General features: G+C 72.2%; 13 protein-coding genes. 10 read left to right on the top strand and 3 right to left on the bottom strand.

The features are described from left to right. Positions 1 to 100 precede the first annotated feature (100 nt). The 3 genes from ACSMXX_RS12310 to ACSMXX_RS12300 form a co-directional block, all read right to left on the bottom strand. A complete protein-coding gene (locus tag ACSMXX_RS12310) occupies positions 101 to 1,447 on the bottom strand; it encodes a sensor histidine kinase (protein WP_473184059.1) in 1,347 nt (448 codons plus the stop codon). Positions 1,448 to 2,042: 595 nt separating this feature from the next. Continuing rightward, positions 2,043 to 3,335, bottom strand: coding sequence for a sensor histidine kinase (locus ACSMXX_RS12305; RefSeq protein ID WP_473184058.1), 1,293 nt, complete (start codon positions 3,333 to 3,335; stop codon positions 2,043 to 2,045). A gap of 287 nt (positions 3,336 to 3,622) precedes the next feature. Continuing rightward, positions 3,623 to 4,462, bottom strand: coding sequence for a S1 family peptidase (locus ACSMXX_RS12300; RefSeq protein ID WP_473184057.1), 840 nt, complete (start codon positions 4,460 to 4,462; stop codon positions 3,623 to 3,625). A gap of 342 nt (positions 4,463 to 4,804) precedes the next feature. Here ACSMXX_RS12300 and ACSMXX_RS12295 point away from each other — a divergent pair, with 342 nt between their 5' ends. The 10 genes from ACSMXX_RS12295 to ACSMXX_RS12250 are packed head-to-tail and all read left to right on the top strand — an operon-like array spanning position 4,805 to position 15,265. Beyond that, positions 4,805 to 5,176 (top strand): NADH-quinone oxidoreductase subunit A, encoded by a 372-nt coding sequence (locus ACSMXX_RS12295; protein WP_070008874.1) that lies wholly within the window; start codon positions 4,805 to 4,807, stop codon positions 5,174 to 5,176. Then, complete coding sequence (locus tag ACSMXX_RS12290; protein WP_473184056.1) at positions 5,167 to 5,874, top strand: NADH-quinone oxidoreductase subunit B; 708 nt, start codon at positions 5,167 to 5,169, stop codon at positions 5,872 to 5,874. The genes ACSMXX_RS12295 and ACSMXX_RS12290 overlap by 10 nt, the downstream gene beginning before the upstream one ends. After that, positions 5,871 to 7,055 (top strand): NADH-quinone oxidoreductase subunit C, encoded by a 1,185-nt coding sequence (locus tag ACSMXX_RS12285; RefSeq protein WP_473184055.1) that lies wholly within the window; start codon positions 5,871 to 5,873, stop codon positions 7,053 to 7,055. Before ACSMXX_RS12290 ends, ACSMXX_RS12285 begins: the two co-directional genes overlap by 4 nt. After that, complete coding sequence (locus ACSMXX_RS12280) at positions 7,052 to 8,014, top strand: complex I subunit 1/NuoH family protein (protein ID WP_473184751.1); 963 nt, start codon at positions 7,052 to 7,054, stop codon at positions 8,012 to 8,014. Before ACSMXX_RS12285 ends, ACSMXX_RS12280 begins: the two co-directional genes overlap by 4 nt. Next, positions 8,014 to 8,679 carry a NuoI/complex I 23 kDa subunit family protein gene (locus tag ACSMXX_RS12275; RefSeq protein ID WP_473184054.1) on the top strand — a complete coding sequence of 222 codons (666 nt, stop codon included), beginning with the start codon at positions 8,014 to 8,016 and terminating at the stop codon, positions 8,677 to 8,679. Before ACSMXX_RS12280 ends, ACSMXX_RS12275 begins: the two co-directional genes overlap by 1 nt. Next, complete coding sequence (locus tag ACSMXX_RS12270) at positions 8,676 to 9,266, top strand: NADH-quinone oxidoreductase subunit J family protein (protein WP_473184053.1); 591 nt, start codon at positions 8,676 to 8,678, stop codon at positions 9,264 to 9,266. Before ACSMXX_RS12275 ends, ACSMXX_RS12270 begins: the two co-directional genes overlap by 4 nt. Continuing rightward, positions 9,266 to 9,715: an NADH-quinone oxidoreductase subunit NuoK gene (gene nuoK, locus ACSMXX_RS12265; RefSeq protein WP_473184052.1), complete on the top strand. Its 450-nt coding sequence runs from the start codon at positions 9,266 to 9,268 to the stop codon at positions 9,713 to 9,715. The genes ACSMXX_RS12270 and nuoK overlap by 1 nt, the downstream gene beginning before the upstream one ends. After that, positions 9,712 to 11,754 carry an NADH-quinone oxidoreductase subunit 5 family protein gene (locus ACSMXX_RS12260; RefSeq protein WP_473184051.1) on the top strand — a complete coding sequence of 681 codons (2,043 nt, stop codon included), beginning with the start codon at positions 9,712 to 9,714 and terminating at the stop codon, positions 11,752 to 11,754. Before nuoK ends, ACSMXX_RS12260 begins: the two co-directional genes overlap by 4 nt. Next, positions 11,751 to 13,577 (top strand): complex I subunit 4 family protein, encoded by a 1,827-nt coding sequence (locus ACSMXX_RS12255; RefSeq protein WP_473184750.1) that lies wholly within the window; start codon positions 11,751 to 11,753, stop codon positions 13,575 to 13,577. The genes ACSMXX_RS12260 and ACSMXX_RS12255 overlap by 4 nt, the downstream gene beginning before the upstream one ends. Beyond that, on the top strand, positions 13,574 to 15,265 hold the full coding sequence (locus tag ACSMXX_RS12250) for an NADH-quinone oxidoreductase subunit N (RefSeq protein WP_473184050.1): 1,692 nt from the start codon (positions 13,574 to 13,576) through the stop codon (positions 15,263 to 15,265). The genes ACSMXX_RS12255 and ACSMXX_RS12250 overlap by 4 nt, the downstream gene beginning before the upstream one ends. The last annotated feature ends 126 nt before the right edge of the window (positions 15,266 to 15,391 follow it).

Raw genomic sequence — 15,391 nt, 5'->3', positions numbered from 1 at the left:
GCCGGGCGGGGGGACGCGGCAGCCGGTCGCCGGGTTGCCGCGGGAGCCGGACCCGGGCCGGGGGCGGTGCCGGCCCGCGACGGGCCGGCACCGGATCCGGTCAGACCCGCCAGGGGAGTTCGGCGGTGATGGTGGTGGGGCCGCCGGTGGGGGAGTCGAGGATGAGGAGGCCGTCGACGGCGGTGAGGCGGTCGGCGAGTCCGGCGAGTCCGGTTCCGGTGCCGGTGGTGGTGGCGCCGCCTTTGCCGTCGTCGGTGGTCTGGAGGAGGAGGCGGTTGTTGGTTTTCCAGATGTCGATGCGGGCGGTGCGTGCTTCTGCGTGTTTGGTGATGTTCTGGAGGAGTTCGGAGACGGTGAAGTAGGTGATGCCTTCGATGGCTTGGGCGGGGCGGTCGGGGAGGTCGACGGTGACGGTGACGTCGGCGGTGCAGCGTGCGGCGAGTGCGGAGAGGGCGGGTCCGAGGCCGCGGTCGGTGAGGATGGCGGGGTGGATGCCGCGGGCGAGGTCGCGGAGTTCTTGGAGGGCGAGTTTCACTTCGCCGTGTGCTTCGTCGACCATGTCGGCGGCGGCTTGGGGGTCTTGGAGGAGTTTCTCTTTGGCGAGGCCGAGGTCCATGGCGAGGGTGACCAGGCGGGCTTGGGCGCCGTCGTGGAGGTCGCGCTCGATGCGGCGCAGGTCGGCGGCCGCGGTGTCGGCCACCGAACCACGATCCGACTCCAGTTCCTGCACGCGCGTCGCGAGCTGTGACGGGCCGAGCAGCCCCGGCACCATCAGCCGGTCGACGTGGGTCAGCCCGCGCACGACCCACGGGGTCACCAGCAGCAGTGCCAGTCCGGCCGCGCTGGTGAGCGCGAGTTCGGGCGGGCTGTCCACGTACATGCCGCCGAGCTGTGTCGTGCCGTCGGCCGTCGCGCCGTCGGGCCCCAGCCGGATGCCGGGCTGGCCCAGATGGCGCGGGAAGACCCACTGCCAGGCCGGGTAGAGCGTCAGGCCCAGGCTTACGGACCAGAGGACGACGGAGACGACGAAGGAGAACAGCGCCCACGGGAAGTGCAGCACCGTGTAGAGCAGGTGCCGCCACGAGACGCCGCTGCGCAGCAGCGCCCCCACCCACGGCATCAGACCGGGGCGCCGCTGGAGCGTGCGTACGGGCTCCGGCTCGGCCACGTCCACGTCCAGCAGGACCCGTGCGCGCCCCCGCTCCACCCAGCCGGCGGCGCGGCAGCCCATCAGGCCCGCGGCCAGGATGGGAACGCCCAGGAACGTGATCAGCAGACCGGCGCCGGCCGAGAGCATGGCGACGGCGCCGGCGAAGTACACGCAGGCCAGCGGCAGGCCGGTGACGACGTGGAGCAGCTCACGCCAGGCGCGGCCCTCGAAGGGTGCGCGCAGCGCACCCGGCACCCGGTGGGGCCGGGGCCGCGCGATGTCGGATGCGGTGGCCATGAGGTGGGTGCCCGTCCTTCCGGGGTCCGTGGACCGGGGTCCTTGGTATGTGTCTCGGGTCGCGCACCGGGGGCGCGGACGGGCCGCCCGGGCGTCGCTCGGGCAGCGACTGGTCCGACCTGGCCCGGGCGACCTTCTCTTACAGGGTCCGCCTTGAGCGCGGGCGGCGGCCATGGCGTGAGCACGCGTCTCCGTGAGGGGGTTTACCCCACCTCCGGCGGGCCGGCCGGTGCCGCGCCTTGCGCGGGGTGCGCGCTCGTGGCACAGGGGCCGGTCCCGCCCGGCCCTCGGCTGCGTCAGGGTGTTCGCATATCGCGGGGGACGGGGGTGGCGGCCGGTCGCCGGGCGGTTCTGGTCCGGGGCCGGTGGGCGGTGTGCCGTTCGCGCCTTGATACGGGCTCGGCCTGTCCGGAGAGCCCGGACGGCACTGTTCGTTCGTTGCCGTCCCCGGCCCCCTGGCCGGTGAAGCGAGTGCCCGCTGAGAAGGGACCGGGGACGGCAAGAACGCACCCGCATGCGGCAGGCGCGGAGCGCCGCGCCGCCGTATGGCATCCAGCCGGTGCTAGCCCCAGATACGCCAGGCCCCCGCCCCCGGTCAGCCCTGGGGCGCGATGCGCGCCCCCTTCTTCTCGGCCCGCGTTCCGCGCGGGCCCCGCACGCGTCCGCCGCCCCTGCGGGAGTCTCCGCCGCGGCGGCCCGCGTGCCCGGACTCCCGCTCGCGCCAGGGGAGTTCGGCGGTGATGGTGGTGGGGCCGCCGGTGGGGGAGTCGAGGATGAGGAGGCCGTCGACGGCGGTGAGGCGGTCGGCGAGTCCGGCGAGTCCGGTTCCGGTGCCGGTGGTGGTGGCGCCGCCTTTGCCGTCGTCGGTGGTCTGGAGGAGGAGGCGGTTGTTGGTTTTCCAGATGTCGATGCGGGCGGTGCGTGCTTCTGCGTGTTTGGTGATGTTCTGGAGGAGTTCGGAGACGGTGAAGTAGGTGATGCCTTCGATGGCTTGGGCGGGGCGGTCGGGGAGGTCGACGGTGACGGTGACGTCGGCGGTGCAGCGTGCGGCGAGTGCGGAGAGGGCGGGTCCGAGGCCGCGGTCGGTGAGGATGGCGGGGTGGATGCCGCGGGCGAGGTCGCGGAGTTCTTGGAGGGCGAGTTTCACTTCGCCGTGTGCTTCGTCGACCATGTCGGCGGCGGCTTGGGGGTCTTGGAGGAGTTTCTCTTTGGCGAGGCCGAGGTCCATGGCGAGGGTGACCAGGCGGGCTTGGGCGCCGTCGTGGAGGTCGCGTTCGATGCGGCGCAGGTCGGCGGCCGCGGTGTCGGCCACCGAACCACGATCCGACTCCAGCTCGGCGATGCGCCTCTCCAACTCGTCCGAGGGCGAGAGCAGGGCACGTACGAGCGCACGGTCCACATTGGTCAGACCCCGCGCCAGCCACGGCAGCACAGGCCAGCCGACGAACAGCGCGGGCAGCGTCACACCGAAGCTCAGCCACCCCCAGGGCAGCCGGATGAAGAAGTAGAGCACCTGCCGCCAGGCGACCGAGTCCTTCAGCTGCGTCCACAGCCAGGACAGGAATCCGTCCTCCCGCGCACGCAGCGCGCTCGGCTCCTCGACCCGTACACGCAGCAGCACCCGTGCCCGCGCCCGCTCGAACCGCCCCAGCTGGCGCACGCCGAGCAGCGTGACCGCGAGCAGCGGAAGCCCGACCAGCGTGAAGGAGAGCATCGCGCTGGCGTAGATGCACACGGCGATGTAGAGGAACCCCACCACCCCGACCGGCATGTTGCTCAGGAGGTGAGCGATCTCCCGCCATGTCTGCCCGCCGAGCACCGGTGCCGGCGGCGGAAGGCGCTCGTCCTGGGGTTCCCCGTAGCCGGAGGGGTGTGCGCTCGCGGTCATGGACCAAGACTGCCCGGTGGACGGGGGCGGCGCCATGGGGTTCGGCGGGGGGACGACGGGGGGATAACCCCACCCCCTCGCGGTAGCGGCTCCGCACGCGGCGACGCCCGTACACGACGGCGCTCGCAGGCGAGGACGCCCGTACACGAGGTACGCCCCGGCACGAGGTCGCCCCGCACACGACGGCCCCGGCACGCGGCGACGCCCGCACACGACGACGCCCGCGCATGCGTCGGATACGCAGGCGCGGGCGTCGCCGTCACTTCAGCGGGCCGGACGGCCGGGCGTCAGCCCAGGTCCGCGGCGGCCTTCTTGATGTCCGCGGCGAAGGTGCTCACCTCGGTGTAGACACCGGGCTTGCCGGGCCGGGCACAGCCCTCGCCCCAGCTCACGACGCCGACCTGGACGAACTCTCCGCCCTCGGTCTTACGGAACATGGGGCCGCCGGAGTCGCCCTGGCAGCTGTCGACCTCGCCCTTGTCCATGAAGCCGGCGCACAGCTCTTCCTTCTCCACCAGCTCGGAGTAGGCGCCCTTGCAGGTCGCGTCGTCGACGAACGGCACCTCGGCCTTCAGCATCTTCTGCTGCTGCTCGCCGCCTTCCTTGTCCGCACCCCAGCCGGCGATGGTGAAGTCGCCCTTGTTGTTGGAGTCGTCCTCGGCGATCGGCAGGGTCTCCTGGTCGATCGGCTCGGCGAGCTTGATGAGCGCCCAGTCCTTGCCCTTGCCGTCGTAGCCGGGGGCCTGGAGGACCTCCTTGGACTTCACCTCGACCTTGTCGCTGTCCTCAAGGTCGACGACGCCGCCGGTCGCGGTGATCTTGTCGGTCTCCTCGCTGCCGTCCACACAGTGGGCGGCGGTCAGGACGACGTCCTTCTCGAAGAGCGCACCGCCGCAGCCCATGGACAGACGCACCATCCAGGGGAACTCGCCCTTCTCCGCGGGCTTGCCGCCGACGATCTTGGCGCTGATGTCGTCGGAGTGCTGCTCGACGGCGGACTGCGCGGGAGCCTTCTTCGCGCCGTCCTCGCCGGCCATGGCGATGCCCATCGGCGCCAGGCTCACCGCGGCGAGCGCCACGGCAGCACCGGCTATGAGTCTTGCCATCTTCTTCCGCTGCTTCTGCACGGGTATTCCTCTCGTGGGGGGTTACGCGCGTAGCCCGGCGGAGACTGCCCAAATCGCCGTGAATATCCCGGAATTGAGCGGACCCCGACAAGCGTTGTGCGATTCTCTTCCGGCCTTGTGCGGCCTGGCAAGGGGCGGTTTCCGGCGACAACAGGCCCATACAGGGGCACACGCGGCATGCAATCCGCTGCCAGGTCCTGCCGGGTTAAAGATTGCGCGTACGCCCTAGACTCCCGTGCGTACAAAGTGCTGGACGCACGTAACGCGGACGGCGTGGTGGAATTCGCGCACGGTGCGGGCCGCGTCGTGGCCGGACGGACGAGTGAGTGAGGAAGGGCAGACGTGCCGGACTATTTCCACGGCTACTCGGTCGTCGGGCTGGTCGCGGTGGTCGGAGTGCTCTTCGTCGCCGTGGCTTTCGGCGCCGGGCGGCTGCTGCGGCCGGTGGTGCCGACGCGGGAGAAACTCCTGACGTACGAATGCGGCGTCGACCCGGTCGGTGAGGGCTGGGCGCACACGCAGATCCGCTACTACGTCTACGCGTTCCTGTATGTGATCTTCGCCGTCGACTCGGTCTTCCTCTTCCCGTGGGCGACCGTCTTCGCGGCGCCCGGTTTCGGCGGCGTCACCCTCACGGAGATGTTCGTCTTTCTCGGGTTCCTCACCGTCGGCCTGCTCTACGCATGGAAGAAGGGCGTCCTGGAATGGACGTGACGAACAAGGAGAGGGACGGCAACCGGGTGGATCTGCCCGACCCGGCAGGGACCGGGGGCGCGGGCGCCGGAGCCGGAGCGGTGGCGGCGAAGGCCCTCGGCCCGCTGGCCAGGCTCGCTCCCGAACCGATGAAGGTCATCCTCAACTGGGGCCGCCGCTACAGCCTCTGGGTCTTCAACTTCGGACTCGCCTGCTGCGCCATCGAGTTCATCGCCGCGTCGATGGCCCGGCACGACTTCATCCGGCTCGGCGTCATCCCCTTCGCGCCAGGGCCCCGGCAGGCGGACCTGATGGTCGTTTCGGGGACGGTCACGGACAAGATGGCACCCGCGGTGAAGCGGTTGTACGAGCAGATGCCGGAGCCGAAGTACGTGATCTCCTTCGGGGCGTGCTCCAACTGCGGTGGCCCGTACTGGGATTCGTACTCCGTCACGAAGGGCGTCGACCAGATCATTCCCGTCGACGTGTACGTGCCGGGGTGCCCGCCCAGGCCGGAGGCGCTGCTGCAGGGCGTGCTGAAGCTGCAGGAGAAGATCGCGCGCGAGTCGACGGCCCGGCGGTACGCGCCGGGGAACGTCGCGGAGGCCGGCGCGGCCACGGCCACCGGACGGCGTCCGTCGGCCGCCGCACTCACGAGCGGTCTGGTGACGCCGCCGCCCGCGAAGGGCACGGAGCCGGAGGAGGGCGGCGGGCGGTGACCGAGCCGAACGAGGGTGCGGGGCCGGGCGCTCGGGACGAGCCCGGATCTCCGGACGAGCCAGGCCAGGGTGCTGGGCAGGGCGCTCCGGGTGAGCCGGGCGAGGGCGCCGGGCATGGCGAGGGTGCAGGGCCGGACGAGGCCGCCGCGCCCGCGCTGCCCGGGTCGGCGACCACGCCCGTCGGCTGGCTGCCCGACGGCGCCGAGGCGCTGTTCGGCGAAGGAGCCCGCGCGGAGGAGGCGTACGGCCTGCTCACCGTCCATGTGCCCGCCGCGTCCTGGATTCCCGCTCTGGAAAAGGCCCGTGACGGGCTCGGTTGCCGCTTCTTCGACTGGCTGAGCGCCGTGGACGAGCCCGGCACCGGCTTCCTGGTGTGCGCGCACGTCGTCGCGCTGCCGGCCGCGGGCCAGGCCGGGGCCGGGGCCGGGGTGGGGGTTCGCCGGCTGCTGCTGCGTACGACCGTGCCGCACGAGGCGCCCGTACTGCCGACCGCGACCGGCGTCTTCGCGGGTGCGGCCTGGCACGAGCGCGAGACCCACGAGATGTTCGGAGTGGCCTTCACGGACCACCCCGGCCTGACGCACTTGCTGCTGCCCGAGTCCTTCGAAGGGCACCCGCTTCGCAAGGACTTCGTGCTCGCCGCGCGCGTGGCCAAGGCGTGGCCCGGCGCGGTCGAGCCCGGCGAGTCGGCCCACGGTGCCCCCAAGCGCAGGCAGATGCTGCCGCCCGGTGTCCCGGACCCCAACGAGTGGGGCCCGCTCAAGGGCCAGCTTCCGCCCGTACCGTCGCGACCCGCGCGCGGACGTGCGGGGCGTGCAGGCGCGGGGGCGGCCGAGCGCCCCGCACGGCGTGCGAGGTCGGCGAGCGCGGGCTCGGCGAGCCAGCGCGGTGACGCGGAGCCCGGCGCCCCGGCCTCCGACGCGCCGTGGCACGGCGACGGCCCCGACGCCGGTGCGGCCCCCGCCCCCGGCAAGGGCGAGCGGCGCGACGCCGGGCCAGCCCCCGACGAGGCCGACGGCCGTGGCGAGGGCGCCCCCGGCAAGGGCGAGCGAGGCAACGAGGGCGAGCGACGTAACGAAGGCCCCGGCCCCGGTTCCGCCCCCGGCCCCGCCGACCGACGTGGCCCCGGCGACGCCGACAGCGGATCCGGTGAAGGAACGGCCGAGGGTGGTGGCGCCTGATGGACGTGGTCGATGTCCTGTGGCGGCTGCTCGCCGTGCTGCTCGCCTTCCTCCTGCTGCCGCTGATCGTCGGGCAGGCCGAACACAAGGCGATGGCCCACATGCAGGGCCGCGTCGGCCCGATGTACGCGGGCGGCTTCCACGGCTGGGCCCAACTCGTCGCCGACGGCGTGAAGTTCGCCCAGAAGGAAGACATCGTGCCGGGCGGCGCCGACCGCAGGGTCTTCCAACTGGCCCCCGCCATCGCACTGTTGCCGTACCTGATCGTGCTGATCGCCATCCCGGTGGGGGACGGCGACGCGGTCGGCCAGGTCGTCGACGCGGGCGTGTTCTTCGTACTCGCCGTGATGGGCGTGGGCGTGCTGGGCTCGCTCATGGGCGGCTGGGCGTCCGCCAACAAGTTCTCCCTGCTCGGCGGACTCCGTACGGCGGCGCAACTGCTCGCCTACGAGCTGCCGATGCTGCTGGCCGCGGCCTCCGTCGCGATGGCCGCGGGCACGCTGTCCCTGCCGGGCATCCTGGACGCCTGGCAGTGGTGGTGGCTGCCGTGGCAGATCATCGGCGGGCTGGTCTTCTTCACCGCCGGACTCGCCGAACTCCAGCGTCCGCCCTTCGACGCCCCGGTCGCCGACTCCGAGATCATCTTCGGTGCGTACACCGAGTACACGGGGCTGCGGTTCGCGCTCTTCCTGCTCGCCGAGTACGCGGGCATCGTCGTGCTCTCCGCGCTGACCGCCGTGCTCTTCCTGGGCGGCTGGCACGGGCCGGCCGCGGGCGAACTCGGCTGGGTGTGGACGTTGCTGAAGACCGCCGCACTCGCCTTCGTCGTCATCTGGCTGCGGGTGAGCTATCCGCGGCTGCGCGAGGACCAGATCCAGCGCGTGGCCTGGACCGTGCTCGTACCGCTTGCCCTTCTTCAGATCGCCCTCACCGGCGTCGTCAAGGTGGTGATCCAGTAATGCCCGTGCCCGGCTCCGGACTCGCAAAGGGACTGGCCGTCACCCTCCGTACGATGACGCGCCGTTCGGTCACCGCGCACTATCCCGACGTACAGCCCGAACTGCCGCCGCGCAGCCGCGGCGTGATCGGGCTCTTCGAGGAGAACTGCACGGTCTGCATGCTGTGCGCACGCGAGTGCCCCGACTGGTGCATCTACATCGACTCGCACAAGGAGACGATGCCGGCCACCGCCCCCGGCGGCCGCGAGCGGAGCCGTAACGTCCTAGACCGCTTCGCCATCGACTTCGCACTGTGCATGTACTGCGGTATCTGCATCGACGTCTGCCCCTTCGACGCGCTGTTCTGGTCACCGGAGTTCGAGTACGCCGAGACCGACATCCGCGACCTCACGCACGAGCGGGACAAGCTCCGGGAGTGGATGTGGACGGTGCCCGAGCCGCCGCCGCTCGATCCGGCCGCCGAGGAGCCGAAGGAGCTCGGCGCCGCCCGTAAAGCCGCGGACAAACTCGCGGCACAGCAGGCGGAGTCGGAGCAGCCGCAGTCCGAAGTCCCGGGCACGGACGGGCAGTCCGCACCCGGCACGGACGGGCAGCCCGGACCCGACGGGTCCGGACCCGACGGGCTTTCCGGGCACCGAAAGGGCGAGCAGGAGGGCGATTCGTGAACCTCGCCGCAGCCGGCGCCCATCCCGGCTTCCTCTCGCCCACCGGAGTCGAGATCGTCTTCGTGCTCGTCGGGCTGGCCACTTTCGGCGCCGCGCTGGTCACCGTCACCACCAAGCAGCTCGTGCACGCGGCCCTGTGGCTGGTGGCGGCGCTCGGCGGTGTGGCCGTCGAATACCTCCTGCTCACGGCCGAGTTCATCGCCTGGGTCCAGGTCCTGATCTACGTGGGCTCAGTCGTCGTGCTGCTGCTCTTCGGACTGATGCTGACCAAGGCGCCCATAGGCCCCTCGCCCGACGCGGATTCCGGCAACCGGTGGATCGCGCTCGGCGTCGCCCTCGTCTCCGCGGCCACGCTCGTCACCCTCGTCGTCGACGCCTTCCGCACCACCTGGATCGACTTGAGCACCTCCCCGAAGGGCTCCACCCGGGTCACGGGTGAGGCCCTCTTCCGCGGCTGGGTGCTTCCCTTCGAAGCGCTGTCCGTACTGCTGCTCGCCGCGCTCGTCGGTGCCATAGTCCTCTCCCGACGGGGGGCGCCCGAGACGGATGAGGCGCCGCCGGAGACGAAGCAGGAGGGGCAGCGCTGATGCATCTCGCCTACCCGGCCGTACTGGCAGCCCTGCTCTTCTCCACCGGCCTGTACGGCGTACTCGCCCGCCGCAACGCCATCCTCGTGCTGATGTCGGTCGAGTTGATGCTCAACGCGGTCAACCTCAACCTCGTCGCCTTCGACGTCTGGCTGCGCGAGGAACTCCACACGGGACAGGCGCTCGCGCTCTTCACCATCGCCATCGCCGCAGCCGAGATCGGCATCGGCCTCGCCATCGTGCTGCTCGTGTACCGCAGCCGAGGCACCTCCGACATCGACCGGCTCAGAGACCTGCGCGAAGGCGGCCCCGACGCGGACGGGGACGACGCCCCCGGCACCGGCGGGGACGACGGTCCCGGTACGGGCGGGGGCGACGGCCCCGGCGACCGGCCGGGCGATACGGCAACTGTGACGTCCACCACCGACAGCGGGAGGCAGACAGCGTGAGCACCACGACACTCGCCGCCCTCGTCCCCCTGCTGCCGTTCCTCGGCGCCGTCGCGGGACTCCTCACCGGCCGCCGCGCGCCCGGCTACGCGCAGCCGCTGGCCGTGCTGCCCACGCTCCTCGCCACCGCGTTCGCGATCACCGTGGCCGTACGCCAGGGCGGCGGCGAACCGCTCAAGGCCGCGACCGAGCTGACACCGACGGGCGACGCGGCCCTCGTCGTCGAACTCGCCCTGCATCTCGACGGGTTCGCCGTCCTCGTCGCCGTCCTCGTCGGTGTCGTCGCCTCGTGCGTGCAGCTCTACTCGACCGGCTATCTGCGCGACGACCCGCGTTACGCGAGCTACTCCGCCTTCGTCTCCCTCTTCACCGCCGCGATGCTGCTCGTGGTCTACGCGGACGACCTCATCGTGCTGCTCGTCGGCTGGGAGGTCATGGGCATCTGCTCGTACTTCCTCGTCGGGCACTACTGGGAGACGCAGGCCGCGCGGGCCGCGGCCGTCAAGGCCTTCCTCGTCACCAAGCTCGGCGACGTCCCGTTCCTCATCGGCATCTTCGTGCTCGCCACCGACGCGGGGACCTTCCGCATCAGCGGCATCACCGGCAAACTCACCGCGCAGCTCGCCCAGTTCGAGCTGTCGCACCCCACCCTCATCGCACTGCTGCTGCTCGCCGGCATCGCAGGCAAGTCCGCCCAGTTCCCGCTGAACACCTGGCTGCCGGACGCGATGGCCGGCCCGACGCCCGTCTCCGCGCTGATCCACGCGGCCACGATGGTCGCCGCGGGCGTGTACGTCGTCGCCCGGCTGCTGCCTGTCTTCGCCGCCTCCACGGCCGCGCTAGTCGTACTGGCGCTGATGGCGGCCGTGACGATCGTCGGCTCGGCGCTCTCCGCGCTCGCCCAGGACGACATCAAACGCGTCCTCGCCTACTCGACGATCGGTCAACTCGCCTACATGGCTGGGGCGCTGGCCGTCACCGACCGCGGTGCCGCCGTCTTCCACCTCCTCACGCACGGCGCCTTCAAGGCGCTGCTCTTCCTCGCGGCGGGCGTCCTCATCCACGCGGCCGGCACCAACTCCCTTGCCGCCATGGCCCGTATGGGCGGCCTCACCAAGACCGCGCCCGACGCGTACTGGACGATGACCATCGGGCTGCTCGCCCTCGCGGCCGTGCCTCCCTTCAGCGGCTTCTTCTCCAAGGAAGCCGTGCTCGGCGCCGCGGAGCACGCCGCCTTCGCCGGCGCGCACGGCGGCGGGGCGGCCCAGGCAACCCCGGCCGCCGGCTGGATCGTGCTCGTGGCCGGCATGCTCGGCGCGCTGCTGACCGCGGCGTACGCCACGCGGCTGTGGCTCCTCGCCTTCCGCGGCGAGGGCCCGCGCGCGTCCGCCGACGAGCAAGGGCCCGAACCCGTCGTCATGAACCTCGTGTTGTGGGTGCTCGCCGTGCCCTCCCTCGGGCTCGGTCTCGCCTTCGGCGTGCTGCCGGGCTGGTTCGACAGCGAATCCCTCGCCCCAACCCTCGTGACCTCCGTGCTCGCCACCGGGATCGCCCTCGTCGGCGTGCTCGTGACGTACGCCGCGTGGCGGCACACCACCTCCCTCGCCGCGTCCCGCGCGCCCATGGGCGCCGTGGCCGCGCACCCGCAGGGTGACCCGGCCCTCTCCGAGGCCGAGGCCATCGCCACCCACGAACCCGCCTACGGGGACATCGCCTCCGCTCCCGACCCGTCCGACCCGGGACGGCTGCTGCTCGGCCCCCTCCACAAGAGCGCTGCTCACGGCTTCCAACTGGACGCCGCCTACAGCGCGTTGTTCGTCCGCCCGACGCGGGCCGCCGCGCGCCTCGTGCGCTTCCTCGACCGCGAGGTCCTCGACACCTATGTGCGCGGCGCGGGACAGGGGCCCAGGCTGCTGGGCGCCCTCGTACGCCGCACGCAGACCGGCAACACGCAGACCTACCTCGGCGCTCTCGTGGTGGGCTCGCTGCTGCTCACCGTGGCCGTCGTCCTCGTCGCCGCCGGAACCGGAGGGGCCTGACCGTGATCCCCGTCAGCAACACCGTCATGCAGGCGCTCCTCATCGCCGTACTCGTCCTTCCCCTGCTCGGCTCCGCCGCCGCGCTGCTGCCGGCGCCGCCCGGGCTCAAGGGCCGCGACCCCGGGCAGGCCGTGCTCCGGCACGGCGTCACCGTCACCGGCGTCGTGCTCGCCGCCTCGATCGTCCTCGCGCTCGGCTTCGACACCGGGCGGCCCGGCACCATGCAGGCCGAGTCGGACGCCGAGTGGATCCCCTCCCTCGGCGTTCACCTCCATCTCGGGGTCGACGGCGTCTCGTTGCCACTGCTCGTACTGACCGCTCTGCTCACCTTTCTCTGCGCGCTCTACAGCTACGGCACCGGTGCCGGCACCGCCTCCGGCACGACCTCCGGCACCGGCTCCGCCACCACGGCCGCGTCCGCGAGCCGGGAGGACGATCCCGCGAACCCGGACGACACCCCCGCGGGCCCCGACGACGACGCACCGGCCGCGCGCCGCAAGGGCAGCCCCCAGGCGTTCGTCGCGCTGATCCTGCTCCTCGAAGCCGGAACGCTCGCCACCTTCGCCACGCTCGACCTGGTGCTCTTCTTCCTCGCCTTCGAGACCGTCCTCATCCCGATGTACTTCCTCATCGCCCGCTGGGGCGGCTCGGACGCCCGGGACCCCCGTGAACCGGCCCGCGCCGCCTGGAAGTTCATCCTTTACACGCTGCTCGGCTCGGTCGTGATGCTGCTCGGCCTGCTCCTCATCGGCTTCAAGGCCGGCACTTTCGACATGGTGGCACTCGCCACTGACAACCACTCGGAGCTGAGCCGCACCACCCAGATCGTCGCCGTGCTCGCCATCGGCGCGGGCCTCGCCGTGAAGGCCCCGATGTGGCCGCTGCACAGCTGGCTGCCCGACGCCCACACCGCGGCGCCGACGGTCGGCTCCGTACTGCTCGCCGGCGTCCTGCTGAAGATGGGCACGTACGGCTTCGTACGCATCCTGCTGCCCGTGGCACCCGAGGGGATGCAGGTCTTCGCCCCGTACCTCGGCGCCCTCGCCGTGACCGGCGTCATCTACGGATCGCTGGCCTGCCTCGCCCTGGCCCGCCGCGGTGCGAACGGCGATCTCAAGCGGCTCATCGCGTACTCGTCCGTCGGCCACATGGGCTTCGTGCTGCTCGGCATCGCGACGATGACCCCCACCGGCGTCAACGGCGCGCTCTTCGCGAACATCGCCCACGGCCTCATCACCGGCCTGCTCTTCTTCCTCGTCGGCGCCCTCAAGGAGCGTGCGGGCAGCACCGACCTCGACACTCTTTCGGGGGAGACGGGCGGTGCGCTGTACGGTACGGCGCCGCGCTTCGGCGGGCTGCTCGCCTTCGGCGCCGTGGCCTCGCTCGGACTGCCCGGACTCGCGGGATTCTGGGGGGAGATGCTGGCGCTGCTCGGCGCATACGACCCCGCGGCCGGCCTCAGCCGTCCCGCCTTCATCACCTTCATGGCGGTCGGCGCTCTCGGCACGCTGCTCACCGCCGCGTACATGCTCGCCGTCGTCCGCCGCGTCTGCATGGGCGACCCGCTCGAGGAGCGCGGGGCCTCCGACCACCGTGAGCGCCGGGAGCTGCGGGACCCGGAGCCGGGCACGTCACCGGAACCGTCAGCTCCGGGGGAGCATCCCGAACCGGCGACCGTACGCCTGCCCGATGTGCGCGGCTACGAGTACGCGGCGTGGACGCCCCTGGTCGCGCTCACCGTCGCCGCCGGGCTGTGGCCCGCGCTCCTCCTGGGGCTCAGCGACCCGGCCGTGCAGAACCTTCTGCCAGGAGTGACCCGATGACCGTGCTCGCCCAGGGAGCCGCGGAGGCCGTGCGGGCCGCGCCCGCCGCGGACACCGCCGGTTCCGCGCAGTCCGCCGACTCCGTCGTCCACTCCGCCGGCCCTGTCCTGCAGTCCGCCGACTCCGTGGTGCAGTCCGTCGACTGGCTCGCGATCTCCCCGCCGACGATCGCCGCCGTGGCCGGACTCGCCGTCCTCGTCGCCGACCTCTTCCTGCCCGAGCGCGGCAAGCGGCTGCTCGGCCCGGTCTCCGCCGTGACCCTGGTGCTCGCGGCACTGCCGCTGCTCTTCCTCCGTACGAGGGACCTGGAGACCTTCTGCCTGCCCGACGGCACCCAGGCGTGCAGCTACTCCGCCGACACCCTCGCGCTCGTACTCCAGTTCCTGGTGCTGGGCGCGGCGTTCGTCACCGCGCTGCTGTCGATGCCCGCGGTGCACGACCTGAAACTGCCGGCCGGCGAGTACTGGTTCCTGCTGCTGTCCGCCACCGCCGGTGCGGCGCTCATCCCCGCCTCCCGCGACCTGGTCACCCTCGTCATCGCGCTGGAGACCGCCTCGCTGCCCGCCTTCGCCCTCGTCGGGCTGCGGCGCGGCAGCCGCGGATCGGCCGAGGCGGCGCTGAAGTTCTTCCTTTCCTCCGTGACCGCCACCGCCGTGACCCTCCTCGGGGCGAGCTTCCTCTACGCGGTCACCGGCACGCTCTACTTCGAGGGGATCAGCGAGGGACTCACCCGTGCCGATCCGCAGCTGGAGGCCCTGGGGAGCGCGGGCGTCGCCCTCACTCTCGTCGGCTTCGCCTTCAAGGCGTCCGTCGTCCCCTTCCACTTCTGGGTTCCGGACACCTATGTGGGCGCGCCCGTGCCCGTCGCCGCGTTCCTGTCCGTCGTCGGCAAGACGGCGGGGATCTCCGGCCTGATCCTCCTCGTCGTGCAGGCGTTCTCCTCCCGCGCGGAGCTGTGGGGCCCGGCCCTTGCCGTACTCGCCGCCGTCACCATGACCGCCGGCAACGTCGCCGCGCTGCGCCAGCGCACGGATCAGGCACACGGAGCCGTACGCCTGCTCGCCTGGTCCTCCGTCGGGCAGGCGGGCTATCTGCTGGTGCCGCTGGCCGCCGCCGCTCCGGACGCCGGCGGCGCGGAGGCGTCCGGCCCGGCGCTCTCCACCGTCGGTGCCACCGTGGCCTATCTGCTGATGTACGCGGCGGTGAACCTCGGCGCCTTCGCCGTCGTGGCCCACATCAGCCGCACCAGCAGCGCCAACCGGCTGCGCGACTACCGAGGTCTGTACGCGGCCCACCCGCTCGCCGCCCTCGCGCTCGCCTTCTTCCTGCTCTGCCTCGCGGGCCTGCCGCCCGGCGTCGTCGGCCTCTTCGCCAAGGTGGCGATCTTCTCGACAGCCGTCGGGAACGGCCTGGGCTGGCTCGCCGTGATCATGGCCGTAAACGTGGTGATCGCCCTCTTCTACTACCTGCGCTGGACCGGGCTCGTCTTCCGTACGGGCGCCACGGCGGCCGCCGCCGCCCAGCCGCAGCCGGACTGGGGGCATCTCCCGCGGAGCGGGGGAGGGCCGGGGCGCCCGCGCATGGCCGCACCGCTGGCGGCAGGAATCGCGCTCACCGCGGCCGTCGGCGTCGCCCTCTCCCTCGACCCCGACCTGGTGCTCACGTTCACCGCCGGGGGCCTGCGCTAGGGGCACGCCCGGGGCCCGCCCGGCCCCCGCCCCGCTTCCGGCAGGCACCAGAGCCGTACGGGGCACGTCGCCCCTGGCAGGGAACTGTTGTCCGGCTCCCCGCGTTGACCAGGGCGGAGAGGTTCC

The organism is Streptomyces sp. DSM 116795 (assembly GCF_055792905.1).
Note: the sequence above shows the minus strand (reverse complement) of the source record. Positions and strands in the feature narration are given on the sequence as shown.